We start from the raw sequence: 23,996 nt of genomic DNA, 5'->3' as shown, positions 1-23,996 counted from the left end.
CCGAGGCGTGACGCCGGGGCCGGGCCGGGATCGGTCACGACACCGACGTGAACTTGGTCCCCTCGCCCGCGTACAGCGAGGTCGCCGTCTTCGTGAACGGCGTGGCCCACGCCCCGGTCCCCAGGAAGACGTGCGTCCCCGCCGACCCGTACGCGACGAGGTCGGACCGGCCGTCGTTGTCGGCGTCGCCGACGCCCACCAGCTGGCTGTAACCGCCCCAGCCCGTACCGATCCTGGTCCGGGCCGCGAACGTACCGTCGCCCTTCCCGAGGTACAGCCACAGCACCCCGGCGGTGTCCCGCGCGAGGAGGTCGCCGGCGACACCGCCGGCGATGTTCCCGACGGCCGTCAGCTGGTTGTAGACACCCCAGCCGGACCCGACCTTCACCCGGGCCGCGTAGGGCGCCATGGCGCTTCCCGCGCCCTTGTACAGCCACAGCAGACCGGAGGCGTCGGTGGCGACGAGATCGTCCCTGCCGTCGCCCGTGAGGTCCGAACCGGCCGCGAGCTTGTTGTAGATGCCCCAGCCGGGGCCGACCTTGGTCCGCGTCCCGAAGGTGCCGTCGCCCTTGCTGAGGTAGGTCCACAGCACCCCGGCCGTGTCCCGCGCGAGCAGGTCGGGCGAGCCGTTGTCGGTGTAGTCGTGCGGGTTGGCCTTCCGGACCACCTTGAGCGAGCCGTTCGCGTATCCCGGGAACCCGATGCCGTTGGTCGGCGTCAGGGTCACCTGCCACGAGTAGGCGCCGTTCGGGGCACTGGCCCCGTCGATCAGCCCGTCCCAGGTGAGCCGAACCTCGTCCACGTCAGCGCGGTCCCACCCGCGCCGTCGTCCTTCGAGGTGAGAACCCGGTGTTACCGGAGCTGACGAGCTTCTCGCCGGCCGGAAGCGGGACGGTCGCATTCGCCGCGGCCGGAGCCGCCGGAGCCGTCACGGTCGCCTCGGCGGCCGGCGCGGTGACGAGCGTCCCGCCGACGAAGGTGACGGCGAGCACGGCGGTGACGGCCACGGCGAGCCGGCGGCCGCGTAGGTGCGCGTGATTCATGGTGCGTATCCCCCCAGGAAACGGGCGGGGTGTCACACAACACCCCGCCCGCTCCTCATGATTGCTTGAAGATCGCAGCGTAAGAGATCACGCCGGGGGATGCGGTGGCTGCGTCCATCAGAGTGCCGTCGTCGCCGGAGAGGAGGCATGTGCCAGAGGCAAGGGGGAGGTCCTAGGTATGAAGAGAACCCTCGCCCACCCCCTCGCCGCCGCCACACTCGTCGGCCTGGCGCTCACCGGCACCGCGACCGCAGCCCCCGGACCGGGGGACTCCACCGCCACGGCGCCGAAGCCGCCCACCCGCCTGCACCTGACGGTCACCGACTCGGCCGGTGTCGCGAAGGACGTGTTCCTCGGCTGCCGCCCGACCGGCGGGAACCACCCGGACGCGGCCCTGGCCTGCGACGCCCTCCACGACGCCGGCGGCGACTTCGACAAGCTGAAGGGCGACCCGGACGCGATCTGCACCACCGAGTACGACCCGGTCACGGCGAAGGCGGAGGGCACGTACAACGAGGTCCCCGTCTCCTGGGAGAAGGAGTTCGGCAACGCGTGCGAGCTGAACGCGAGGACGACGCCCGTCTTCGCGTTCTGAGCACGTCCGACGGGTCAGACGGTCGCGTACGCCACGAACGACGCCCAGCTGGCGGGAGCGACGGCCGGCTGGGGGCCCTCGGGGTCCTTGGAGTCGCGGACGTGGATGATGGTGGGGTGCGCGGCGACTTCGATGCACTCGCCGCCCGAGGCGTCGTCTGGAGGAGGCCTGGAACCGCCTGTACTTCGTAGCAGTGGTTGGCGACCGCCTCCGCTTCCTCCTTCGTGAAGCTCCGGAACCAATCCGCGTGCCGCACCCGCGCCTTCGCCAGCGCCTCCCGTACGTCGTCCACCGCAGCGATCAACACGCCCCCGGCGCCCAGCACCGGATCCGCCCGCAGCAGGAAGTCCGGCTGGGGAATCGGTACTCCCCGTTCGATCGAGGACACCAGGTCCTCGCTGCAATGGGCGATGTCCGCCAGTTCCGCCTGGCTCAGGTCCGCGTTCCGGTGAGTTCACGCTCCGGCTCTCGGCCACGCGCCGGGGCGCACGCCTCGCCCGGCTACTCGCCGTGCAGCAGCTCCACGAGTGGGGCGTGCCCGGCTCCGCCGCCGAGGCGGCCGAGCTGGTCGTCGCGGCGATCGCGAGCAACACCGCCGTGCACGGCCGGGTGCCGGGGAGGGACTTCGAGGTGCGGATGGGCTGGACGGCGACCACGTACGGATTGAGCTCTCCGACGCGCGCGGCGAGCGCCGCCCGTCACGCGTCGAGGACCCTGAGGAGGGCGGCTACGGGCTCCTGCTCGTAGCCGCCCTCGCCACCACCTGGGGTGTGAAGGACCGGTCCGTCGGCAAGACGGTCTGGGCGACCGTCCCGCTGACGGCGCAAAGTCACAGCAGCAGCCGTCAGTAGATGTGGTGCCCGGACGTGGCCAGCCCCCGTCCGTCCTCGCCCCAGTAGTACATGCCGTGGTTGCGCAGTGCCTGGCCGGTCGCGAAGGGAGCCTTCCAGTTGCCCGAGCCCTTGTACACGTGGAGAAGGGTGTCCGGAGCGTTCTTCTCGTCGTACGCGACCAGGTCGTTCCGGCCGTCGCCGTCGGTGTCACCGATACCGATGAGCTTCGTGTACGCGTTCCAGCCGTTACCGACCTTGGTGCGGGGAGCGAAGGTGCCGTCGCCCTTGCCGAGGTAGAGCCAGAGGCCGCCGTCCCTGTCGCGGGCGACGAGGTCTCCGGTGGCGGCGCCGCCGATGTCTCCGGTGGCGGTGAGCTCGCTGTAGGCGCCCCAGCCGCCGCCGACCTTCACGCGCTTGGCGAAGGGTGCGGTGGCACTGCCCGTCGCCTTGTAGAGCCACAGCACGCCGGCAGTGTCGGTGGCGAGGAGGTCGGGCCGGCCGTCGCCGGTGAGGTCGGAGCCGCCGGCGAGCTTGTTGTAGATCTGCCAGCCGCCGCCGACTCGCGTACGGGGAGCGAGGCCCCTGCCGTTGCCCTGGTGGAGCCAGAGGGCACCGGTCTTGTCCAGGCCGACCAGGTCGCCGGCCTTCGTGCCGCCGATGTCGCCGGTGGCGGTGATCAGGGCGTACGTGTTCCAGCCGGTGCCGAGATCCCGCGGCTGGTACTCGTCGGCTGCGGACGTGTCGGCGGTGTTCAGGACGTGCCCGCCGTCGAACGCGGTCAGCTTGCCTGTCTGGCTACGGACCAGCAGGTCGGGGCTGCCGTTGTCGTTGACGTCGTGCCGCTCCGGCGTGCGGGTCAAGGTGAAGCCGCCGGTCCGCACGATGTCGTCGCCGATGCCGTTGGCGGGCGATGCCGTCATCGTCCAGGTGTAGGCCCCGTTGTACGCGGGGAGGTCGTCCCTGTCGAAGAGGCCGTTCCAGTCGAAGGTGTAGGGAACCGTCGAGGACTGCCAGGCCCGGTACGAGGTCCACTGCAGGCCGGACGCGGTGTGCGTGAGGACGAGTCCGACGAGCGCGTTGTGCCGGCTGAACGTCCACGACGCCTTCAGCGAGCCGCCGTTGCGGTCGAGGTCGACCACACCGCTCGGTGCGGTCTCCTTCGTGAGGAGGAAGGCTGTGGGGACACCGGTGGACGCGAGGAGGGACGCGGCGGGCTTGCCGGTGGCCGGGTCCAGGGCGATCCGGTAGAGGCCCTCGCCGTGTTCGAGTGTGCCACCAGTGGCGATCAGGCTGCCGTCGGGGGACTGCGTCGTGTAGGTGACGTGGTCGAGGAGGTCGACCACGCCACCGCCCTCGGCCGTCCCGCCCTTCAGCGGCCGGGCGGTCAGCGTGTAGTCGGGGGTGTCGCTGGTGGCTATGCCGCCGTGGGTCACACCCGCGACGACCCAGTCACCCATCAGCCGCACGGTCGTGCGGTAGTACACCGCGCCCAGTGGCGTCCGCTCGACCTCCGTGGCGCCCCGCCGGACGACGGCGAGGGTCACTTGGGTGGGGTCCGTCTGCTCGATCCAGGCCACATGGGTCGGTGACACGGCCGGAACGGAGGGGTTGTTGGTCGTCTTGAGGGTCTCGTACGTCTCGACGACCGACGCGGAAGCGGTGTCCGCGACGGCGAGCCGGTAGCGGTCGACACCGTTCGCCCGGGTGAGGTAGCTGATGAGGAAGGTGCCCGGCGTGCCGGAAGTGAACCGCAGGTTTGTGGCGCCCGTGGGCAGGCCGGTCAGCTTGCGGGAGACGAGCCGGCCCTGGGCGTCCTGGCCGAACACGTACGGTTCCGGCTGTTCCTCCGCGCTCGTCGATGCGACGAACCCGGTGCCCAGGTAGAGCTTCGGGGCGTAGGTCCCGTCGAGCGTACTGACGTCGTAGGTCATCAGCTCGGTGCCCGTGGACATGTCGACGTGCGTGCGGACGGTGCCCGAGGACCGGACGACGATGTCCGTGCCGGCGATTCCCCCGTACAGCTGTCCGGGCAGCTGCGTCCGGACGCCGTCCTTGTGCCGCGTCCAGGTGTAGGAAATCGCCGAGCCCGACCCGTGGGACGCCAGGAAACCCGTGGGACCGCTGCTGTGGGCCACTGTGCCGACCGGCATCGTGAGGACGTCCTGCTGCTCCGTCCCCTGCTCCGCGCTCACCATGGTGGACGCCGGCGATGGGTTCGGGGCGGCCGAGGCGGACGGCGCGGCCAGCCCGGTGGCGGTGACGGCGACTACGGCCGTGACGGCCCCCGCGAGGCGTCGCCGGGGCACACGAACGTGGATCAAGGGGGGTCCTCCCGCAAGGGTGCTGGTACGGCAGTGATGCGCCGTTGCGGGTGGGACTCGCAGGGAAGGCGAATGGTTGTACGAGGAACCGGAGGGAGCCCCGGCCCAGGCAGGGCAGGGGCTCCCCGAGTTCGGACGACTCGGGCCGCCTCCGATCTTCGTACAGGGGAGAGGGGACGGCCGGGGCTTGGTGCAGCTGCCCCGGTTCTCTCCGGGTCAGTACAGCGTCGGGTACTGGCGGGCGAGGTCCGCCGGGAGCGTCGTGGCCGACCCGAGCGTGAACGGCACGCGCCAGTCGCCGCTGCCGCCGTACACGACGACCTCGTCGCCGCGGCCGGCGGCGAGGTCGGGACGGCCGTCGCGGGTGGTGTCGCCGATGGCGACGATGGAGCCGAACTGGTTCCAGCCGCCGCCGATCCGGGTGCGGGCGGCGAAGCTGCCGTCGCCCTTGCCGAGGTAGAGCCAGAGGACGCCGGCGGTGTCGCGGGCGACGAGGTCTCCGGCCGGGCCGCCGCCGATGTTCCCGGTGGCGACGATCTTGTTGTAGACGCCCCAGCCGCCGCCGACCTTGGTGCGGGCGGCGAAGGGGGCGGTGACGGAGCCGGTGCCCTTGTAGAGCCACAGGGCGCCGGCCTTGTCGGTGGCGAGGAGGTCGGAGCGGCCGTCGCCGGTGAGGTCGCTGCCGGCGGTGAGCTTGTTGTAGACGCCCCACCCGCCGCCGATCCTGGTCCGCGTGGCGAAGGGCTCGGTGGCCTTGCCGGTGCCCGCGTAGGACCACAGCACGCCCGTCTTGTCCCGGGCGATCAGGTCGGCGTGGCGGGCGCCGCCGATGTTTCCGGGCGTGACGATCTGGTCGTAGACGTCCCAGCCGCCTCCGTTGATCGACTCCGGTTCCGTCTGAGCCCCGGAGCGGTCGAGCGTCTGGCGGGCGTCGTAGAGGAAGAGGTGGCCGCCGGCCCGGAAGATCAGGTCCGGCGAGCCGCTGTCCGAGAAGTCGTGCGGCGCGGGCTTGCTCGCGACCTTGAGGGCACCCGCTCGCTCGACCGGCCCGCCGATCCCGTTCGTGGGCTTCGCCGTCATGCGCCAGGTGTAGTCGCCGTTGTACGCGGCCGTCGCGTCGTCGAAGGTGCCGTCCCACCAGGCGTTGACGCGCCCCTGCCGGTTCAGTTCGTGGGTGAGGACGCGGCGCTTCCCGGAAGCGGTGTGCGTCAGCTCGACGCGTACCGTCGCGGAGGTCGAGCCGGCGAACTGGAAGATCAGGTTCGCGTCGCGCGTGCCGAAGTCGATGGTGGCGGGGACGGTCTGGGAGGCCAGTTCGAGCACGATGGGGCGGCCGGTGCTCGCCACGAGGGTGGCGGTCGGGGTGGCGCCGTCCGCGCCGAGGGTGATCCGGAAGAGGCCCTCGCCCTGCGCGATCGTGCCGCCGAGGACCAGCAGGCCGCCGTCGGTGTCGTTGCGGATCTCGCTCACGGTGTCGAGGAGCGTCACCGTCCGGTTGTCGGTCAGCGAGCGGACCGTCAGGGAGTGGAGGGGGTTGGGGAAGACGGCCCTCGCCCCGCCGGTCGCGGCGTACGCGACCCAGTCGGCGCCCAGGAGACCGGTCGCGAGCCCGCCCGTCCCGAGGGGGATGGACGTGCTCCCGCCCTCGCCCCGGCGGGCGACACGGAGGACGGCCTTCTCGGCGCTGGAGTGCTCCGCCCAGACCAGGTGCGTGGCGGACGCGCGGACTCCGGAGTCCTGGCCGCCCGCCGTGAGGGGCCGGTTCTCCACGACCGCGGCGGAGGCGACGTCCACCAGGGCCACGCGGAGGGGGCCCGTCCAGGTCTCTCCGTGGCGGACGACCAGGGTGTCGGGCGAGGACTGGTCGTACCAGCGGACGATCGCGTCGGCGGGCATCCCGGTGACCGTGCGGTCCACGAGGGTGTCGCCGGACTTGGAGACGAGGTGGATGTCGGCGCCGCCGCCGGCGCGAGGGACCTCCATGACGAGGGTGGAGCCGGCCGCCTGCACGAACTTGGCGGACGCGCCGAGGGAGCCGGTGTCGATCACGACGGGGGCGGCGCCGGTGGCCATGTCGTACAGCTTGTACGTGGTCCCCTCGATCCGGACGATCACGTCGGACCGGGGGCTTCCCTGGTACGTGCCCTTGGGCAGGACGGTGGTGACACCGGTGTCGTAACGCGTCCAGCGGTACACGTCCCCGATGTCGTAGCTGTCCCGGCGAAGCGTCAGGAAGCCCGTCGGGCCGTTGCCGAGGACCTTGGACTCGGGCAGCAGTGCGGCGGCGTCCGCCTCCTGCGCCGTCGTGCCGGGAGCGGGAGCCGTGGCGAGGGTTCCCGTGGTCGCCGTGGTCGCCGTGGTCGCCGTGGTCGCCGTGGCCGGTCCGGCCGCGAGCGTGCCCACGGTGACGGCGAGTACGGCCGTGACGGCGGCGGCGAGCCGGATCCGACGTCGAGGTGCGCGCGCGTTGGACGGAACAGACAAAGCGGTGATCTCCCCCAGGGGTACGGGTGTGGCCTTCGTGGCCACACCCACAAGACCCGCGGGAAGATCGGAGAGTTGTACGCCGCTCGAGATTCCTTACGGAGCTTTCTGGGCGTCGTTCGCCTCGAAGACGAGTCCGGTGACGCACGGGTGACCGGCGAACCGTTCCGACGTGCCGCCGCCCAGTCCCACCCGGTCGCCTTCCCGCGCGAAGAGCTTCCCGGCGGCGTCGTACACGGCCGTCCCGCCGTTCTCCTCGCGAACCGACCAGCCGTGTCCCCACACGATCGGCGTGAGCTCGGCGCTCTTGGACGCCTTCACCGCGACACAGTTGTCCTCGGTGACCACGAGAGTCCCGGGGAGGTGGGCGAAGAGCCCGGGGAAGGGGTCGCCGGCCTTGCGGGTGATGATCCGCGCGGGAGCCTTCCGGTCCGTGTCGGCCGTCGGCCGAGGGTCCGCCGGTGCCGTCGCCACCACCGCGCGGGCGGTGCCGTCCTTCGGGCTCTGCGCGCCGGCTGTTCCGCACGCGGCGGTCGCCGTGGCGGCGAGCAGGCAGCCCACGAGAGCCATCGCGCCCCGCAGGGCCGGGCGCGGACGGCTGGTGTGCCGATCGGGGTGCTCGGGCATCGGTTTCCGCTCCTTCGCAAGACGTGGTGCTTCCCGTCAACATCCGGGAACTCAAGGCGAGTCGGGCATTGGACGCCTCCAGGGCCGGACGGGTTCCGGCCCTGGAGGTGGTGATGTGCCGATGCCGGCGCGTCAGGGGAGTCCTGCGCGGGGCGGTGAGGGCGGGGCCGCTCAGCCGACCAGGTCGACCGACTGGCTCGCCGTGAAGATCGGCAGCGGGGTGCGCGGCGAGAACGGGGCCGTCAGGCCGCCCGTTCCCAGGTGCACGTACGAGTTGGCGGCGCCGCCGTAGCCGTAGAGGTCCGCGCGGCCGTCCCGGTTCACGTCGCCGGCGCCGACGATGTGCGCGTAACCGCCCCAGCCCGCGCCGACGCGCACGCGCGCCCCGAACGTGCCCGTGCCCGTGCTCGGGTACAGCCAGAGGACCCCGGAGGTGTCACGGGCGACGAGGTCGCCGTGCACCGTGCCGCCGAGGTTGCCGGTGGCCACGATCTGGTTCATGACGCCCCAGCCGCCGCCGACCCGCGTGCGCGCGGAGTAGGGGGCCTGCCAGTTGCCCGTGCCCTTGTAGAGCCAGAGGACGCCGGAGGTGTCGGTGGCGAACAGGTCGGCCTTGCCGTCGTTGTTGACGTCGCTGCCGCCGGTGATCTTGTTGTACGCGTTCCACCCGGGGCCGATCTTGGTGCGGGGCGCGAAGGTGCCGTCGCCCTTGCCGAGGTACAGCCAGAGGTTGCCGTCCTTGTCCTTGGCGACGAGGTCGCTCGTCGCCGCGCCCGCGACGTTGCCCACTGCCTCGATGTGGCTGTAGATGTTCCAGCCGGAGCCGAGCAGCGTGCGCGTGGAGACGGGGTGGTCCGACGTCAGCTTGGTGGTGAGGTCGTCGCGCCAGACCCGCCCGGCGGAGTCCCGGGTGAGAAGGTCCAGGGTGCCGTTGTCCGAGAAGTCGTGCGCACCGGCCTTCCGGACCACCTTGAGGACGCCGGCCTTCTTCACCTCCGGGCCGATGCCGCTGCGCGGCTTGAGGCGGAGTTCCCAGGTGTAGTCGCCGTTGAAGGCGTCGAGGGAGGAGTGGACGAGCTTGCCCGACCAGTCGACGGTGGCCTTGTTGCCCGGGTTGGCCGTCGGGTTGTCGGTCCAGACGGGTATCTGCTCGGTCTTGCCGGTGCGGGTGTGCTTCAGCGTGAACGTGCCGTCCACGTTCGCCTGGGTCAGGGTCCAGCTGAACCTCGCCCCCTGGCTCTTGTCGAGGTCGACCACGGTCGGGGCGGCGTCCTGGGAGACGATCCCGAGCGCCGTCGGCGTGTTCGCGGTCGCGACCGTGGTGACGGTCGGTACGCCACCCGTCGCGTTCGCCGAGACCTTGTAGACGCCCTCGCCCGATTCCGGGCCCTCGGTGAGGCTGCCGCCGCGCACGACGAGGTTGCCGTCGGTGTCCGAGACCGCGGTGACGACGTGATCGAGGAGCTTGACCGGTGTCCCGCCGCCGAGGGGGCGGGCGACCAGCGGGTAGTGCGGCGACGGACCGTTGGACTGGTAGCCACCGGCGCTGGTGTAGGTCACCCAGTCACCCAGGAGGCCCGTGCGCATCGACTCGCCGCCGGTGACGAGGCCCAGGTTGGTGGTCGTGGGCGCGCCGCCGCCGCGCGGGGCGGTGTGGAGGAGAGCGACGCGCTTCCCGCCGAGCGGTCCTTCGGGGTAGTCGTACTCGATCCAGGACCAGTGGGTCGCGGAGAGCGCTACGTCGCCGAACTCCAGCGAGCCCGCCGGGCGCGTCTCCAGGACCTCGCCGGTCACGGTGTCCACGGCGGCCATGTGGTAGCGGAGGGTTGCGCCGCTGCCCGTCTCGTACACGATGACGGCCGTGCCGGGCGTCGTGAGGACGACCTTGGTCACCTTGGCGTTGCCCGGGATGCCGGGGACGGGGGTGGGGGGCGTCGGGTACTTGCTCCCTCGGAGGATCTCGACTCGCACCGCGCCGGTGTAGCGGTCCTCGGTGACGGTCACGAGCGCTGCGCCGATGGCCCCGTACACGGAGGTGCCGTTGTTCATCGAGACACCGCCCACGGCGCTGCTCGGGTTGGCCATGTCGTGCATCGAGTACGAGAGCGAACCGGGCTGGGAGCCCCAGACGATGTCCGAACCCTGTCCGAAGAAGCCGGTGTTCGGAGTGTTCAGGAGGGTGGTGGAGCCGTCGGCGTACTTCGTCCAGAGGTAGTCGGTCCTCAAGGGGTCGTAGTGCCGGACCGTGCTGAGGAAGCCGGTGGCCCCGGCGCTGGTGACCCGCGCGTTCTGCGGGATCGTGCCGATCGCCTCGGCAGCCGACCCGACCGCCGGGCCGGGGACGGGGGCCGCCGTGGCGGGGGTGGCGACGAGGGCCGTACCGGCGGTGACGGCCAGGACGGCGACGACGGCGGCGGCGAGGTGACGCCGGGAGGAGGTACGTGAGCGAGTCAAAGGACCGTTTCCTCTTGAGTCGTGGGTGTCAGAGTGCGTGCTGGTAGGCCGCGCCGGCGTACATGAGGAGCTCGGCGGAGGCGCGGGCCGCGAAGGGCGCGCTCCAGTTGCCGGTGCCGGCGTAGACGTACGAGGGCCGGCTCGGGCCACCCCACGCGTACAGGTCGGTCCGGCCGTCCTTGTTCGCGTCGCCGAAGCCGATGAGCTCCGTGTAGCCGCCCCAGCCGCTGCCGACCTTGACGCGGCTCGCGAACGTGCCGTCGCCCCTGCCGAGGTGGAGCCAGAGGATGCCGGCCGTGTCGCGGGCGAGCAGGTCACCGGCGGGGCCGCCGGCCAGGTTCCCCACGGTCGTCAGCTGGTTGTAGCCGCCCCAGCCGCCGCCGAGCTTCTTCCTGGCGCCGAAGGGGGCGGTGGCGCTGCCGGTGCCCTTGTAGAGGTAGAGGTCCCCGGCCTTGTCGGTGGCGACGAGGTCGGCGCGGCCGTCCCCGGTGAGGTCGCTGCCGCCCGCGAGCTGGTTGTAGACGCCCCAGCCGGAGCCGATCTTCGTACGGGCACCCAGCGGCTTCGTCTCGCTGCCCGTGCCCTGGTAGAGCCACAGCGCGCCGGTCCTGTCGCGGGCGATCACGTCGGCGACGTTCGTCCCCGCGACGTTCCCGACGGACTCGATCCGGTCGTACGTGTTCCAGCCGGAACCGACCGCCGCGCGCTGGTAGGTCGGCGCGAGCTTCCTCGTGTACGAGTCGTACGTGCTGTCGACTCGCCACAGCGCGCCGTCCCGGTCCCGGGCGAACAGGTCCGGCGAGCCGTTGTCGCTGTAGTCGTGCGGCTTGGCCGAGCGGACCACCTTGAAGGTGCCCGACTGCTTCACCTCGGCACCGATGCCGTTCTGCGGGACGGCGCGGAACTCCCAGGTGTAGTCGCCGTTGAAGGCCGACTTGCCGTTCGCCGAGAGGTCGGCGAGGACGCCCTGCCAGGTGATGCCGAAGGTGATGTCGTCGAAGGTGTGCCGGGACGGGTACGTGCGGCGCAGTTCCAGCAGGCGGGAGTAGGACTGCCCGGTCTTCTTGTGGGTGAGCTTCAGGTGGACGTCGGCGTTGAGCCGGGACAGCCGCCACTTCAGCTCGGTCTCGCGGTCCCGGTCGAAGTCGACGACGGCCGGCACCTGCGAGCCGAGGTAGGTCAGCGCGGTCGGCTGTCCGGTCGTCGCGACCTTCTCGACGGCGAGCTGCCCGCCGCCGGGGGAGGAGACCTCGTAGAGGCCCTCGCCCTGTTCGAGCGTGCCGCCGCGGATCAGCAGGCTGCCGTCGGCCGCCGGCTCCATGGAGTTGGCGTAGGCGGTGAGCTCGACGGGCTCGGCGGTCGCGCCGGCCGTCAGGTCGACGGCGCGCACGCGCGTGTTCGGGAACGTCCCGTGCTCGGTGAGCTTGCTCGGGACCCCGAACACCAGCCAGTTGCCGACGAGGCCAGTGAGGTGCTCGTCGACGAAGCCGAGGACGCGCCGCTTCGTGGTGCCGGTGCTCCGGTCGACCGTGTGGACGACGATGCCGTCGTCCTCGGTGAAGTGGGACCAGGCGACGTGCGAGGCGGAGAGGGACATCTGGGACTGGAGGTAGCCGGAGTCGGAGGCTCCGTACGTCTTCACGACCGCGCCGGTGGCCAGGTCGATGACGGCACGGCCGCCCGTGATCAGATCGGAGCCGGTCTCGTAGCCGACGAGGATCTCGCCGTCGACGGCGGAGGCGCCGGCGGAGAAGTGCCGCGCGTCGGCGGGGAGTCCGGTCACCTCGCGCTCGTGGGCGACGTCGTTCTCGGAGGTGACGAGGAGCAGCTTCTCCGAGCCGTTCGCACCGATCCGCTTGGCGAGGACCGTGTCGGGGCCGACGGCCCGGACGTAGGTGGCCCCCAGTGAGCCGAGGTCGAAGGAGACCACGACGGCGGGCCGGTCGGCGACGGGCGCGGACATGTCCAGGAGCGTCACGGTACGCATCAGGTGCGGGGCGGCGGAGTCACCGACCACCAGGATGTCCGTGCCGGTGCCGTCGACGCCACCGCCGACGGGGGACGCGACGGCGGCCGAGACGCCGTCCTCGTACCGGGTCCAGCGGAGCTCCTGTCCCGTCTCCCCGGAGCGGGAGAGGAAGCCGGTGGCGCCGGCGCCATCGATCTTCCCGTCGGCCGGGAACGGCACGGTCACGTCCGCGGCGGCGGTGGGGCCCGCGGCGGCGGTGAGGCCCGCGGGGGCGGTGACGCCCGCCGGGGCCGCGGCGAGCGCGGCGGGGCCGGCGGCCAGGGCCGTACCCGCGGTGATGGCGAGGACGGCGGTCACGGCGGCGAGGTGACGGCGACGGAAGGACGAGCGGTTCTGCAAGGTGAATTCCCCCCAGGGCTAACAAAGATGGCGATCGCCACTCCGATGTGACTCTTGATCGCCATCGGAGGTTGTACGACTCGTTCGAACAAATGACCCGGCAGGGCGAGTCGGCCCGGTTGTCAATCACGGTTGACATGACTCGGCTGTCAACTTAGGTTGACGGTATGACCGATGCGACCGATCTCGCCGCGCGGGCGGGCGACCGCGACCCCCGGGTCGGGCTACGGGCCGTCTCCGCCCTGCGGCGGCTACTGGAACAGCTGGAAGCCGTCCAGGTCCGCAGTGCGCGCAACCAGGGCTGGTCGTGGCAGGAGATCGCGACCGAACTGGGAGTCAGCCGGCAGGCCGTCCACAAGAAGTACGGGAGGCAGTGATGTTCGAACGGTTCACGAAAGCCGCACGTGCCGTGGTGAAGGGGGCGGCCGAGCACGCGGAGCGCCGCGGCGCCGCGGCCGTCACCAAGGAGCACCTGCTGCTGAGCCTGCTAGACCGGGAGGACACCAGGGCGGCGACCGCGCTGCGCGAGCTGTGCCCGCCGGACCGCCGTCCCTCCCTCGTGGCCGCACTGGCCGACGCCCGGCGCCGGGCGGGACTGTCCCGGGCGGACACGGACGCCCTGGCGGGCCTCGGTATCGACGTCGGCGCGATCGTGGCGCGGGTGGAGGAGGCCCACGGCGAGGGCGCGCTGACCGGCGACCGCAAGGACTCCGGGTGGTGGTCGGGCCGCCGGACCTTCTCCCGGGAGGCCAAGACCGTCCTGGAACAGTCCCTGCGGGTGGCCCTGGCCCGCAAGGACCGGGAGATCGGCGACGAGCACATCCTCCTGGCGCTCACCATGACCGGCGGCGTCGTCGCGGAGGCCCTGGCCGACCACGGCGTGACGTACTCCTCCGTGGACACCGCGGTCCCCGGCACGAAGGGCCCCTGACCCGCACCCTGCGGGCGCCGGAGGCTATCAGCCCGCGCTGACGCGCCTCACGACGTCCCGCGCCGCTCCACCACGCCCCGGACGAACGCCGCCTGCCCCGCGTGCTGGAGGTCGTCCGCGATCACCGAGACCAGGCGGACGCCGAGGGTGACCGGGGGGTCCCAGGCGGTGTCGACGATCCGGCCCAGGTCCGCGTTGGTCACCGTCCCGATCAGCTCCACCGTCCGCGCGTGCACGGCGTCGTGGTAGCCGAGCAGCAGCTCCGCCGACGCGCGCACCGCGCCGACCTGGGCGCTCGTCTGGCCGTAACCGGTGGCCCGCCGGGAGAAGGGCAGGTCGAAGCGGGTCTCCCAGCCGTCCGACACCCACAGCTGCGCCGTGTCGAAGGCGTCCGCGAGGTGGTCGTCCTGGATCCGGGTGAGGTGCCAGACGAGCCAGGCGACCGAGTTGGCGTCCGGGTCGATCCGGGCGGCGAGCTCGTCCTCCGTCAGCCCTTCCACGGCCTCGTGGACGGCCTCGCGGATCCGTCCGAACGAGTCGACCAGCAGACCTGCGCTGGTCACGGGATGCACGGGATGCACGGGATGCACGGGATGCACGGGGTTCACGGGAGTCTCCTCTCCGCCCTCCACCCCTCCAGCACCGCTTCGACGTCGAAGAGCGTCAGGTTCAGCGGCGGTCCGGCCGGCGGCCGGGCGAGGGCTTCGGCGATCTTGGTGTTGATCTCGCCGAGGATCCGGCGGACCTGGCTCTCCGAGACGGCCGCGGCCACCGCCTCCACCGCGTCCTCGGCCTCCTTGCGCAGCGCCAGCGAGGGAGGCAGCACGGACGCGCCCTCGCTGTGCATCTTGCCCTTGATCCACCACAGCTCGTCGTACGGGGCGGAGTCGTCGGGCAGCGGCTTCCCGAAACCGGCCAGGCTGCGGAACTCGCCGCGCTCCGAGGCCTCCCGGATCTGCTTGTCGACGAACGACTCGAAGCTCACACCCGGCGGTTTCCGTTCGGTCATGTGTCCAGCCTACGTAACGACGACCGTACGAGTGTGGGTCTCGCGGACTACTACGGCACCCGGTCTTCCGGCACGCTGTGGTCCGTTCAACGCGCGTCGACCCCTGTCCCCGTTCGGTTCCTGGAGGATGCATGCGTGCCCGGATCACCCCGCTAGGCACCCTGCTCGCGCTCGTCGCGGGCCTGCTCACCGCGCTCGTCACGACCACCCCCGCCCAGGCCGCGCCGCTCTTCAAGGCGCCCTACCCCTGCGGCCAGAAATGGACCTACGGCCACCACTCCGCCGAGGTCCGCCAGGCCCTCGACTTCATCCGCGCCGACGGCGGCAGCACGGCCGGCACCCCGGTCCTCGCCTCCGCGTCCGGTAGCGCCTACCGCTACTCGCAGCCGAGCGGCGCGGGCAACTACATCGTGGTCGACCACGGCAGCGGCTGGAAGACGTACTACTTCCACCTCAACGCCTACTCCGTCGCCAACGGCGCCCGGGTCGCCCAGGGGCAGCAGATCGGAACCACCGGCTCCACCGGCAACAGCTCGGGCGCCCACATCCACTACGAGCAGCTCTACAACGGCGTCGGCCAGCCCATCGTCATCAACGGCACCTCCCTCGCCCCCTACCCGGGCTCCTACGGCTCCAAGTACCTGACGAGCGACAACGGCTGCTCGGGCGGCGGTGGCGGGAAGTACTGGGTCGACACCTTCGCCAACGCCACGGGCTACGCCCAGGCCAACACCAACGACGCCCAGGGCGTGCTGAACGCGGGCACGAACTACGTCTACTGCAAGGTCTGGGGCCAGGAGGTCCGGGACGCCTCCGGAAACTTCAACCACTGGTGGCTGCGGACCGACCTCGACACCGTCTACGCCGGCAAGAACGGATACGGAGCGTACGTGTCCGCCTACTACCTGTCGCGCTGGGGCGACGACGAGGCCCGTGACAACAACGGCGCCACCATCCCCAACTGCTGAGTACCCGGAAAGAGGATCGGAAAGAGGCCCCGAAAGAGGCAGGAGCCCCGCTCGTGCCGAGGCACGGAGCGGGGCTCCTTGGGTACTGCTCTAGTCCAGCGCTGACGCCGACCCGGGCACCTTAGGCCGGGGTGACGTTCTCCGCCTGCGGGCCCTTCGGGCCCTGCGTGACGTCGAAGGTCACGAGCTGGTTCTCCTCGAGCGAACGGAAGCCGTTCGCGTTGATCGCGGAGTAGTGGACGAAGACATCCGGGCCGCCGCCGTCCTGGGCGATGAAGCCGAAGCCCTTTTCAGCGTTGAACCACTTCACGGTTCCGGTAGCCATGAGCCCTCCTATGGGCCAAAGGGTCGCCCTGCTCCAGAACCTGCAAACAAGTCTGAAAACTACAAAAGCCTGCGGGTCACATGCTCCGCAGGCTCTGTACTGCAAGGGAAACCAAACTGCAACTTGCGAACGAGCCTAGCACGCAGGACGCGGCGGGCGGTAGAGGGAAAGATCACGTCGTCCGCATGTTTGATCTGCGGTTCCTTACCCACTGCGGACGTGTCGCGCGCCCCGGCGATGCCCGCCGTACGGGACGGGTCTAGCCTCGCGATGTGGACAATGCAACCGATGACCACCAGCGCAGCCGGCCCCGCGTCGGACACATCCAGTTCCTGAACTGCCTGCCCCTTTACTGGGGGCTCGCGAGGACCGGAACGCTGCTCGATCTCGAGCTCACGAAGGACACCCCGGAGAAGCTCAGCGAGCGCCTCGTCAGAGGCGACCTCGACGTCGGTCCCATCACCCTCGTCGAGTACCTCCGCAACGCGGAGGACCTCGTCGCCCTGCCCGACATCGCCGTCGGCTGCGACGGTCCCGTCATGTCGTGCGTGATCGTCTCCCAGCGGCCGCTCCGGGAGCTGGACGGGGCCCGGGTGGCGCTCGGTTCCACCTCCCGCACCTCGGTGCGCCTCGCGCAGCTGCTGCTCGCCGAGCAGTACGGGGTGAAGCCCGACTACTACACGTGCCCGCCCGACCTCGGCGTGATGATGCAGGAGGCGGACGCGGCGGTCCTCATCGGCGACGCCGCGCTCCGGGCCTCGCTGCACGACGCCCCCCGCCTCGGGCTCCAGGTCCACGACCTGGGCCTGATGTGGAAGGAGTGGACCGGGCTGCCCTTCGTCTTCGCCGTGTGGGCGGCGCGCAAGGACTACCTGGCCCGTGAGCCGGAGACCGTCCGCGAGGTGCACCAGGCGTTCCTGGCCTCGCGCGACCTCTCCCTCGAAGAGGTCGCCAAGGTCGCCGAGCAGGCCGCCCGCTGGGAGACCTTCGACGCGGAGCTCCTGGAGCGGTACTTCCGTACGCTCGACTTCCGCTTCGGCCCGGAGCAGCTCGCGGGCGTCCGGGAGTTCGCCCGCCGCACCGGCCCGACGACCGGCTTCCCGGCCGACGTCCGCGTGGAGCTGCTGGCGCCGAGCACCCTGCGGCAGCCGTGAGAAGCCCTGGCGTACGCTGGTTCGGTCGTTCAGAACCCCTCCGAAAGGGACGCACCCGGTGACCGAGAAGGCCGAACTGCAGTCCGTTCTCGACCGCGCAGCCGCGGGTGGCCGGATCACCCCCGAGGAGGCGCTCGACCTGTACCGCTCGGCGCCGCTGCACGCGCTGGGCGCCGCCGCCGACGCCGTGCGCCGCCGCAGGTACGCGGGGACCGAGCACATCGCGACGTACATCATCGAGCGGAACATCAACTACACGAACGTCTGTGTGACGGCGTGCAAGTTCTGCGCGTTCTACGCCGCGCCGAAGGACACGAAGAAGGGCTGGACCCGGGACCTCGACGACATCCTGCGCCGCTGCGCGGAGACCGTGGAGCTCGGCGGCACCCAGATCATGTTCCAGGGCGGTCACCACCCGGACTTCGGCGTCGAGTACTACGAGAAGCACTTCGCGGCCATCAAGAAGGACTTCCCGCAGCTCGTCATCCACTCCCTCGGCGCCTCCGAGGTCGAGCACATGGCCCGGATCTCCGGCGTCTCCGTCGAGGAGGCGATCACCCGCATCCACGCCGCCGGCCTCGACTCCTTCGCGGGCGCCGGCGCCGAGCTGCTCCCCGAGCGGCCGCGCAAGGCCATCGCCCCGCTCAAGGAGAGCGGCGAGCGCTGGCTGGAGATCATGGAGATCGCCCACAAGCTGGGCGTCGAGTCCACCTCCACGATGCTGATGGGCACCGGCGAGACGAACGCCGAGCGGATCGAGCACCTGCGCATGATCCGTGACGTGCAGGACCGGACGGGCGGCTTCCGGGCCTTCATCCCGTACACCTACCAGCCCGAGAACAACCACCTCAAGGGCCGTACGCACGCCACGCTCTTCGAGTACCTGCGCATGATCTCGATCGCGCGGCTCTTCCTCGACAACATCGCGCACATCCAGGGCTCGTGGCTCACCACGGGCAAGGAGATCGGCCAGCTGACCCTGCACTACGGCGCGGACGACCTCGGCTCGATCATGCTGGAGGAGAACGTCGTCTCCTCGGCGGGTGCCAAGCACCGCTCCAACCTGCGCGAGATGATCGACATGATCCGCACGGCGGACCGCGTCCCGGCGCAGCGCACCACCACGTACGAGCACATCGTCGTCCACGACGACCCGGCGAACGACCCGGTGGACGAGCGCGTCGCCTCGCACATCTCGTCCACGGCGATCGAGGGCGGCACGGCGCACCCGGAGCTGAAGCTCCTCGACGCGAACTGAGGCCGTCGTGCTGACGATCCACGTTGCCGAGGCGACACCCGAGACCGCCGTCCTGGTCGACGGCGAGCTCGTCGCCGCCGTCGGCCCGTACGAGGACCTGGTCGCCGTCCGGCGCGAGGCGCGGTTGCGGCGGTGGCCCGGCATCCTCACGTCCGGTCTGCTCAACCCGTACGCGCCCGAGCTCCTCGAAGGCATGTACCACCCGGACCCCCGGGAGGCCGAGGGTTTCGGCACCGAGCCGATCACGGGGGAGCGGGCGCAGCGGATCTTCCGGATGGACGCCTCCCGCCGGGGCGCCTCCGCGCGCCGCGGCGTGCAGCGGCTCCTCGCGCACGGGACGGTCGCGGTGGCGGGCGAGCTCCGCAGCCAGGCGGCGGCGGACGCCGTGCGCCGGGCCGGCCTGGCGGTGGGCCGCCGTCCCGACAAGCTCCCGGGCGGCCCGTCCTTCTCGCCGGTGCCGCTGATCCTGCTGCCCGGCCTGGCACCGGGCGGCCCGGCCCGCTTCGCCGTCTTCGACGTCCCGGACCGGACCGCCCTGGTCCGCCTCGGCGCGTCGACCTGCGTCGCCACCGTGATCGGCGGCCGACTGGTCTACCGCGCCCGCTGACCCGACCCGAAGGCCGTTTCGGGCGTCCCCAGGGGCGGCTCCGGCAACTCCATCGGGCGCGCGTCCGCTTCCTTCACCAGCTCCAGGAAGCGCGGGTCCTGGGTCACGGTGAAGCTGTCGCGTCCCGTCACCGGCAGCACCGCCTTCCCCGCGTAGACGGTGAGCTCGACCCGGCTCTTGCGGTACCAGTACTGCACGGTCGACTTGACGGTCGGAAAGTCGATGAACGAGCCGGTCCTCAGCTGCGTTTCCTCCTCGCAGGCGGGGGCGTTCCTCGGCCTCGACTTGCAGTACCCGAGGACGGAGTCGTCGTCCGGCCGCACCGACACGACCATGCGGAGGGTCTCGCCGCCCGCCGTGATCCGGTACTCGGCCACCTCGTCCCGCACCGGACGGACGTCGGTGACCCGGTCGGGCAGCAGCTCGTCCAGCAGCGCCGTCATCCTCCGCTGGTACTCCGCGCGGCGCTCCCGCTCGGCCTCGCCGACGGCGGGCGTCGACACCCCGGTGACGTCCGTCCCCGGGCCCGGCAACAGCGTGAGGCCGAGGGCCCCCGCCGTGAGCACGCCGAACGCCGCGGCCCCGACCGCGAACCGGGCCCTGGCCCGCCGCCTGCGGCCCTCGCGCACCGCGAGCGGGACGGGCCCGTTCCGGGCGGCGGGGCCCCGCCTGCCAGAATGGGTGGATCCGTCCGCACCCGATCTTGCGAGGCCGAAGCCAGTGACCCGCGCCACTCTGGAAAAGCAGCCGCACGAAGTCGCCTCGATGTTCGACGACGTGGCGGCGAACTACGACCTCACGAACGACGTGCTCTCGCTCGGCCAGGACCGCCGCTGGCGCAAGGAGGTCGCGAAGGCGGTCGACGCCCGCCCCGCGCAGAAGATCCTCGACCTCGCGGCGGGCACGGCCACGTCCTCGCAGCCCTTCGCCCGTGCGGGCGCGTACGTCGTCCCCTGCGACTTCTCGCTCGGGATGCTCCGGGTGGGCAAGAAGAACCACCCGTGGATGCCGTTCACTGCCGGCGACGGCACGAAGCTGCCCTTCCGTGACGACGTCTTCGACGCCGTGACGATCTCCTTCGGGCTGCGGAACATCCAGGACACCGAGCAGGCGCTGCGCGAGCTGTACCGGGTGACGAAGCCGGGCGGCCGGGTCGTCATCTCCGAGTTCTCGCACGCCACCTGGGCGCCGTTCCGCACGGTGTACGAGGAGTACCTGATGCGGGCGCTGCCGCCGGTGGCGCGCGCGGTCTCCTCGAACCCGGACGCGTACGTGTACCTGGCCGAGTCCATCCGGTCCTGGCCGGACCAGCCGACCCTGGCGGGGATGCTCCAGAAGGCCGGCTGGTCGAAGGTGGCCTGGCGGAACCTGACCGGCGGGATCGTGGCCCTGCACCGGGGGTTCAAGCCCGCCTGACCGACCGCCGCGTCACGTGCGTCAGGGCTACCGCGCGTCCAGCCCGTAGCCGCCGACGCCCGTGTACACCGAGTCGGCCACGGTGCGGTGCACGAGCTTGCCGTCCGCAAGGTCCGTCGGCGGGGTGTGGATCTTCGCCTTCTCCGTCGGATCCTTCGACGGCACCTTCGTCGCCAGCACCGTGGAACCGCCGCCGTCCAGGTTGAGGGCATCGACGATCCCGAGCTGCGGGGAGTCCAGGAGGGCGGCGAAGCTCCGCAGATAGTCGCCGTCTTCGTTGTCCTGCCCGGTGAGGGTGACGAGCACCGGGTGGCCCTGGGAGTTCGTGGCGAGCGCGGTGCGCGAGTCGGTGCAGATCAGGGTCGTACCGTCGGTGCCCTTCTCCTTACCGCTGCAGGAGTCGGGCAGCTCGGTGGGGATCGCCGAGTTGCGGAGCAGCTGGTGGAAGGAGCTGACGACGTCGACCGAGTCGTCCAGCGGGATGTTCCGGCCCAGGTTGACGTCGCGGAGCTTCTGGTCGATCGTCACCCGGTCGTCGAGGGCGAGCCGGTCGCGGAGCCACTGGGCGCCGGTGCCGATGCCCTGGATGACGCGGCCGCCCGCGGGGACCTCGGTTCCGCCGCGGCCCTCGCGGGCGAGGGTGACGACGCCGTGCGCGTCGACGACGACCTCGAAGCCCGCGTCGGCGGTGGCGGCGACGAGGGGGTCGGTTCCGGGCTTCGGGGTGGACAGGCCGTAGTCGTCGGTGAAGACGACGATCTCGTCAGGGTCGGTGAAGACGGGCGGGCTCTTGCTCACCTCCGTGTCCTCGGCGTCGCGCGCGCAGTGCGGGGGGCGTCCCGGGGTCCGGTTGACGTCGTCGATCCGGATGGTCTCGCCGGACGGGCCGATCAGCTCCATGTCCGTGAGGAGCTTGGTGATGTACGGGATGCCGTGCTGGATCACCGCTCCGGTACTGCCCTTTCCGCCGCTCCAGCAGCTGGAGCTGTGCAGGACGCCGTCCGTGACCGAGGCACCGGTGTGGGCTGCGGTCTTCTCGACGCCGACTCCGGCGGGTTCCCGCTGGAACAGGCCGCCGTTGACTCCCGCGTACGGGTGGCGGACCAGCACGGAGGTGACCTCGGCGAGCTGGTCGGAGACCTGCTCGGCTGAGCCGTCGTCCGTTCCGACGGTGCTTTCCAGGGTGAGGGACCCGGCGGTGGGGTCGATCTCGACGATCTGGAGCTTGCGGGCCTTGGCGCGCTTGGTGTCGGCGGGGGTGGTCTCGATCCAGGTGGTGTGGGTGACGCCCGGGGCGACCGTTACGGGGGCGCCCAGGGTCCAGGCGGCGAGCGGGTCGGTGGGCGCTTGACCGGCGCCGGAGGCGGGCGAGGTGAGGGCGAGGGCGGCGCCGAGAGCGGCGGCCACGGCGACCCAGGGGCGGCGGTTCCTGGTCACTGGCAGTCTCCCGTGGTGGCGACGAGCTCGTGCGAGTGGAAGGTGCCGGCGAAGGGCGCCGGGACGGTGACGCTGTCGCCGCGCAGGACGACGTACGCGCCGAACTTCTTCTCGTCCGAACCGGTCCAGGTGCCGGTGTACGTCGGCTCGGGGTAGAAGCACACGTGCTTCTGCGTCCGGTTCCAGGCGGACGTGGGTGCCGCCTCGGCGCCGTAGCTGTTGCCGTAGTTCTTGGTGGCGGGGTCGGTCGCCGGGAGGTGCACGGTCATCGTGCCGCGGCCGTTGGCCTCGGTGAAGGTGCAGACGCGGTTGTCGGGGCAGCGTTCGTAGCCGGTGAAGCAGTGGGCGGAGGAGGGCGCGAGCTTGTGCGAGCTCGCCGTGGCGGCGGGGAACTCGACGGCGGCGCCCGGCGGGACCGGCTTGACCGTTCCGCCGTACGCGCCTCCGGTGGAGAAGCAGGCCCAGTGGGTGGTGTTGTTCATGGCGGAGAGGGCCCGGTCGTCCCAGCCCCCGTCGTACGTCTCACGGTTGTCGCCGAGGGGGAAGTCCCGCCGCTCGCCGCCGCCGCCGGAGGCGTCGTAGAGGCAGAGCTTGCCGCTCGCGCAGTCGTCGAAGGCGTCGGCGCTCGCGGGAGAGACGAGGAAGGCCGAGCAGATCAGGGTGAGGACGGCGGCGAGGGCGAGGCCCCATCGCCGCAGGGTTCTTTGTCTGTTCACACGAATGATCATGACAGCGCAACTCGAACAACGGATCGAATTCTGCCGAGAGGGGAAGCGCGTGCGGCACACCCTCCGATCCCCTCGCGCCCGCCCCCCATAGACTGCCCCGGTACGTCCGTACCGCCCCAGTCGTCGAGCCTTCGGGAGACTCCGCCGTGACCGAGCAGCCCCTCTCCGAGCACACCGCAGATGTGATCGTCGTCGGGGCGGGCCCGGCCGGCTCCACCACCGCGTACTACCTGGCCAAGGCCGGACTCGACGTCCTGCTCCTGGAGAAGACCGCCTTCCCCCGCGAGAAGGTCTGCGGCGACGGCCTCACCCCCCGCGCCACCAAGCAGCTCGTCTCCATGGGCATCGACATCTCCGAAGAGGCCGGCTGGCTGCGGAACAAGGGCCTGCGGATCATCGGCGGCGGCGTCCGCCTGGAGCTCGACTGGCCGGAGCTCGCCTCGTACCCGGACTACGGACTCGTCCGCAAGCGCGACGACTTCGACGAGCAGCTCGCCCGGCAGGCGCAGAAGGCCGGCGCCCGGCTGTACGAGCGCTGCAACGTCGGCGCCCCGATCGTCGACGACCGCACCGGCCGCATCACCGGCGTCCACGCCAAGCTCGGCGACGAGAAGCGCGAGGTCACCTTCCACGCCCCGCTCGTCGTCGCCGCCGACGGCAACTCCACGCGGCTCTCCCTCGCCATGGGCCTGCACCGCCGCGAGGACCGCCCGATGGGCGTCGCCGTCCGCACGTACTTCACCAGCCCCCGCCACGACGACGACTACCTGGAGTCCTGGCTGGAGCTGTGGGACCGCCGCGGCCCGCAGGACCGGCTGCTCCCCGGCTACGGCTGGATCTTCGGCATGGGCGACGGCACGTCCAACGTCGGCCTCGGCATCCTCAACTCCTCCTCCGCCTTCCGCGAGCTGGACTGGCGCGAGGTGCTCAAGGCCTGGTGCGCCTCGATGCCGGAGGACTGGGGCTACACCCCGGAGAACATGACGACGCCGATCCGCGGCGCCGCCCTCCCGATGGCCTTCAACCGCCAGCCGCACTACACGAAGGGCCTGCTGCTCGTCGGCGACGCGGGCGGCATGGTCAATCCGTTCAACGGCGAGGGCATCGCGTACGCCATGGAGTCCGGCCAGATCGCGGCCGACGTCATCGTCCAGGCCCACGCCCGCGCGACCCCCGCGCAGCGCGAACTGGCCCTGCGGAACTACCCGCAGGTCCTCAAGGACACCTACGGCGGCTACTACACGCTCGGCCGCGCCTTCGTGAAGCTCATCGGCAACCCGAAGGTCATGAAGATCGCGACCCAGCGCGGCCTGACCCACCCGCTCCTGATGAAGTTCACGCTCAAGATGCTCGCGAACCTCACGGACCCGACGGGCGGCGACGCGATGGACCGCATCATCAACGGCCTCTCGAAGGTGGCCCCGAAGGCCTGACCCCC

General features: G+C 71.3%; 23 protein-coding genes and 1 pseudogene. 10 read left to right on the top strand and 14 right to left on the bottom strand.

All coding sequences use genetic code 11. The features are described 5' to 3' along the window. Window positions 1-34: 34 nt before the first annotated feature. Both DEJ46_RS16640 and DEJ46_RS16635 read right to left on the bottom strand, forming a co-directional pair. Complete coding sequence (locus DEJ46_RS16640; protein ID WP_223834684.1) at window positions 35-802, bottom strand: FG-GAP repeat domain-containing protein; 768 nt, start codon at window positions 800-802, stop codon at window positions 35-37. A 1-nt stretch (window position 803) separates the two neighbouring features. Beyond that, window positions 804-1,043 (bottom strand): hypothetical protein, encoded by a 240-nt coding sequence (locus DEJ46_RS16635; protein ID WP_150267295.1) that lies wholly within the window; start codon window positions 1,041-1,043, stop codon window positions 804-806. A gap of 178 nt (window positions 1,044-1,221) precedes the next feature. Here DEJ46_RS16635 and DEJ46_RS16630 point away from each other — a divergent pair, with 178 nt between their 5' ends. Then, a complete protein-coding gene (locus tag DEJ46_RS16630) occupies window positions 1,222-1,638 on the top strand; it encodes an SSI family serine proteinase inhibitor (RefSeq protein WP_150267293.1) in 417 nt (138 codons plus the stop codon). A gap of 14 nt (window positions 1,639-1,652) precedes the next feature. On the opposite strand, the gene DEJ46_RS40910 is transcribed toward DEJ46_RS16630, so the two are convergent. Then, window positions 1,653-1,880 (bottom strand): DUF397 domain-containing protein, encoded by a 228-nt coding sequence (locus tag DEJ46_RS40910; protein ID WP_150267291.1) that lies wholly within the window; start codon window positions 1,878-1,880, stop codon window positions 1,653-1,655. A 202-nt stretch (window positions 1,881-2,082) separates the two neighbouring features. Between DEJ46_RS40910 and DEJ46_RS16615 the strand changes: the two are divergent. Continuing rightward, window positions 2,083-2,489, top strand: a pseudogene (locus DEJ46_RS16615) (ATP-binding protein); the annotation flags it as partial. Here the strand turns inward: DEJ46_RS16615 and DEJ46_RS16610 are convergent. From DEJ46_RS16610 to DEJ46_RS16590, 5 genes are all read right to left on the bottom strand, one after another. Further along, entirely contained in the window at window positions 2,483-4,792 is a 2,310-nt protein-coding gene (locus DEJ46_RS16610) for an FG-GAP repeat domain-containing protein (RefSeq protein WP_150267289.1), read from the bottom strand. The pseudogene DEJ46_RS16615 and the gene DEJ46_RS16610 sit on opposite strands and share 7 nt — an antisense overlap. A gap of 216 nt (window positions 4,793-5,008) precedes the next feature. Then, the gene (locus DEJ46_RS16605; protein WP_150267287.1) at window positions 5,009-7,276 is read right to left on the bottom strand and encodes an FG-GAP repeat domain-containing protein; all 2,268 of its coding nucleotides are present in this window, start codon (window positions 7,274-7,276) and stop codon (window positions 5,009-5,011) included. A gap of 96 nt (window positions 7,277-7,372) precedes the next feature. Beyond that, window positions 7,373-7,903, bottom strand: coding sequence for a hypothetical protein (locus DEJ46_RS16600; RefSeq protein WP_150267285.1), 531 nt, complete (start codon window positions 7,901-7,903; stop codon window positions 7,373-7,375). A gap of 171 nt (window positions 7,904-8,074) precedes the next feature. Beyond that, a complete protein-coding gene (locus tag DEJ46_RS16595; protein ID WP_150267283.1) occupies window positions 8,075-10,357 on the bottom strand; it encodes an FG-GAP repeat domain-containing protein in 2,283 nt (760 codons plus the stop codon). A gap of 28 nt (window positions 10,358-10,385) precedes the next feature. Beyond that, complete coding sequence (locus DEJ46_RS16590) at window positions 10,386-12,725, bottom strand: VCBS repeat-containing protein (protein ID WP_150267281.1); 2,340 nt, start codon at window positions 12,723-12,725, stop codon at window positions 10,386-10,388. Between the two features lie 167 nt (window positions 12,726-12,892). On the opposite strand from DEJ46_RS16590, the gene DEJ46_RS16585 reads away from it, so the two are divergent. Together DEJ46_RS16585 and DEJ46_RS16580 are read left to right on the top strand one after the other, a co-directional pair. Next, entirely contained in the window at window positions 12,893-13,102 is a 210-nt protein-coding gene (locus tag DEJ46_RS16585) for a helix-turn-helix domain-containing protein (protein WP_030315760.1), read from the top strand. After that, on the top strand, window positions 13,102-13,656 hold the full coding sequence (locus tag DEJ46_RS16580) for a Clp protease N-terminal domain-containing protein (protein WP_150267279.1): 555 nt from the start codon (window positions 13,102-13,104) through the stop codon (window positions 13,654-13,656). Before DEJ46_RS16585 ends, DEJ46_RS16580 begins: the two co-directional genes overlap by 1 nt. 47 nt (window positions 13,657-13,703) lie before the next feature. Here the strand turns inward: DEJ46_RS16580 and DEJ46_RS16575 are convergent, their stop codons facing one another. Continuing rightward, a complete protein-coding gene (locus DEJ46_RS16575) occupies window positions 13,704-14,219 on the bottom strand; it encodes a mycothiol transferase (RefSeq protein WP_150267277.1) in 516 nt (171 codons plus the stop codon). A 41-nt stretch (window positions 14,220-14,260) separates the two neighbouring features. Further along, entirely contained in the window at window positions 14,261-14,665 is a 405-nt protein-coding gene (locus DEJ46_RS16570) for a DUF1992 domain-containing protein (RefSeq protein WP_150267275.1), read from the bottom strand. 131 nt (window positions 14,666-14,796) lie between these two features. On the opposite strand from DEJ46_RS16570, the gene DEJ46_RS16565 reads away from it, so the two are divergent. Beyond that, entirely contained in the window at window positions 14,797-15,633 is an 837-nt protein-coding gene (locus DEJ46_RS16565) for a M23 family metallopeptidase (protein ID WP_150267273.1), read from the top strand. Window positions 15,634-15,754: 121 nt separating this feature from the next. Here the strand turns inward: DEJ46_RS16565 and DEJ46_RS16560 are convergent, their stop codons facing one another. After that, window positions 15,755-15,958 (bottom strand): cold-shock protein, encoded by a 204-nt coding sequence (locus tag DEJ46_RS16560; RefSeq protein WP_030208785.1) that lies wholly within the window; start codon window positions 15,956-15,958, stop codon window positions 15,755-15,757. 272 nt (window positions 15,959-16,230) lie between these two features. Here DEJ46_RS16560 and DEJ46_RS16555 point away from each other — a divergent pair, with 272 nt between their 5' ends. From DEJ46_RS16555 to DEJ46_RS16545, 3 genes are read left to right on the top strand one after another with little or no spacing between them, the layout of a single operon-like run. Then, window positions 16,231-17,112: a menaquinone biosynthetic enzyme MqnA/MqnD family protein gene (locus tag DEJ46_RS16555; RefSeq protein WP_150267271.1), complete on the top strand. Its 882-nt coding sequence runs from the start codon at window positions 16,231-16,233 to the stop codon at window positions 17,110-17,112. Window positions 17,113-17,170: 58 nt separating this feature from the next. Beyond that, on the top strand, window positions 17,171-18,370 hold the full coding sequence (mqnC, locus tag DEJ46_RS16550; RefSeq protein ID WP_150267269.1) for a cyclic dehypoxanthinyl futalosine synthase: 1,200 nt from the start codon (window positions 17,171-17,173) through the stop codon (window positions 18,368-18,370). A 7-nt stretch (window positions 18,371-18,377) separates the two neighbouring features. Next, entirely contained in the window at window positions 18,378-18,977 is a 600-nt protein-coding gene (locus DEJ46_RS16545; protein WP_150267267.1) for a hypothetical protein, read from the top strand. On the opposite strand, the gene DEJ46_RS16540 is transcribed toward DEJ46_RS16545, so the two are convergent. Beyond that, window positions 18,962-19,543: a hypothetical protein gene (locus DEJ46_RS16540; protein WP_150267265.1), complete on the bottom strand. Its 582-nt coding sequence runs from the start codon at window positions 19,541-19,543 to the stop codon at window positions 18,962-18,964. The genes DEJ46_RS16545 and DEJ46_RS16540 overlap by 16 nt on opposite strands. 154 nt (window positions 19,544-19,697) lie before the next feature. On the opposite strand from DEJ46_RS16540, the gene DEJ46_RS16535 reads away from it, so the two are divergent. Beyond that, window positions 19,698-20,393: a demethylmenaquinone methyltransferase gene (locus tag DEJ46_RS16535; RefSeq protein ID WP_150267263.1), complete on the top strand. Its 696-nt coding sequence runs from the start codon at window positions 19,698-19,700 to the stop codon at window positions 20,391-20,393. 27 nt (window positions 20,394-20,420) lie between these two features. On the opposite strand, the gene DEJ46_RS16530 is transcribed toward DEJ46_RS16535, so the two are convergent. Together DEJ46_RS16530 and DEJ46_RS16525 are read right to left on the bottom strand one after the other, a co-directional pair. Continuing rightward, entirely contained in the window at window positions 20,421-21,830 is a 1,410-nt protein-coding gene (locus tag DEJ46_RS16530) for a phosphodiester glycosidase family protein (protein WP_150267261.1), read from the bottom strand. Continuing rightward, window positions 21,827-22,546: a peptidase inhibitor family I36 protein gene (locus DEJ46_RS16525; protein WP_223834682.1), complete on the bottom strand. Its 720-nt coding sequence runs from the start codon at window positions 22,544-22,546 to the stop codon at window positions 21,827-21,829. Before DEJ46_RS16525 ends, DEJ46_RS16530 begins: the two co-directional genes overlap by 4 nt. A 158-nt stretch (window positions 22,547-22,704) precedes the next feature. Between DEJ46_RS16525 and DEJ46_RS16520 the strand changes: the two genes are divergently transcribed. Continuing rightward, on the top strand, window positions 22,705-23,991 hold the full coding sequence (locus DEJ46_RS16520; protein WP_150267257.1) for a geranylgeranyl reductase family protein: 1,287 nt from the start codon (window positions 22,705-22,707) through the stop codon (window positions 23,989-23,991). Window positions 23,992-23,996: the final 5 nt, after the last annotated feature.

This window comes from Streptomyces venezuelae (assembly GCF_008642375.1).
Classification (GTDB): Bacteria; Actinomycetota; Actinomycetes; order Streptomycetales; family Streptomycetaceae; genus Streptomyces; species Streptomyces venezuelae_G.
This window is presented reverse-complemented; position numbering and strand designations above follow the sequence as displayed.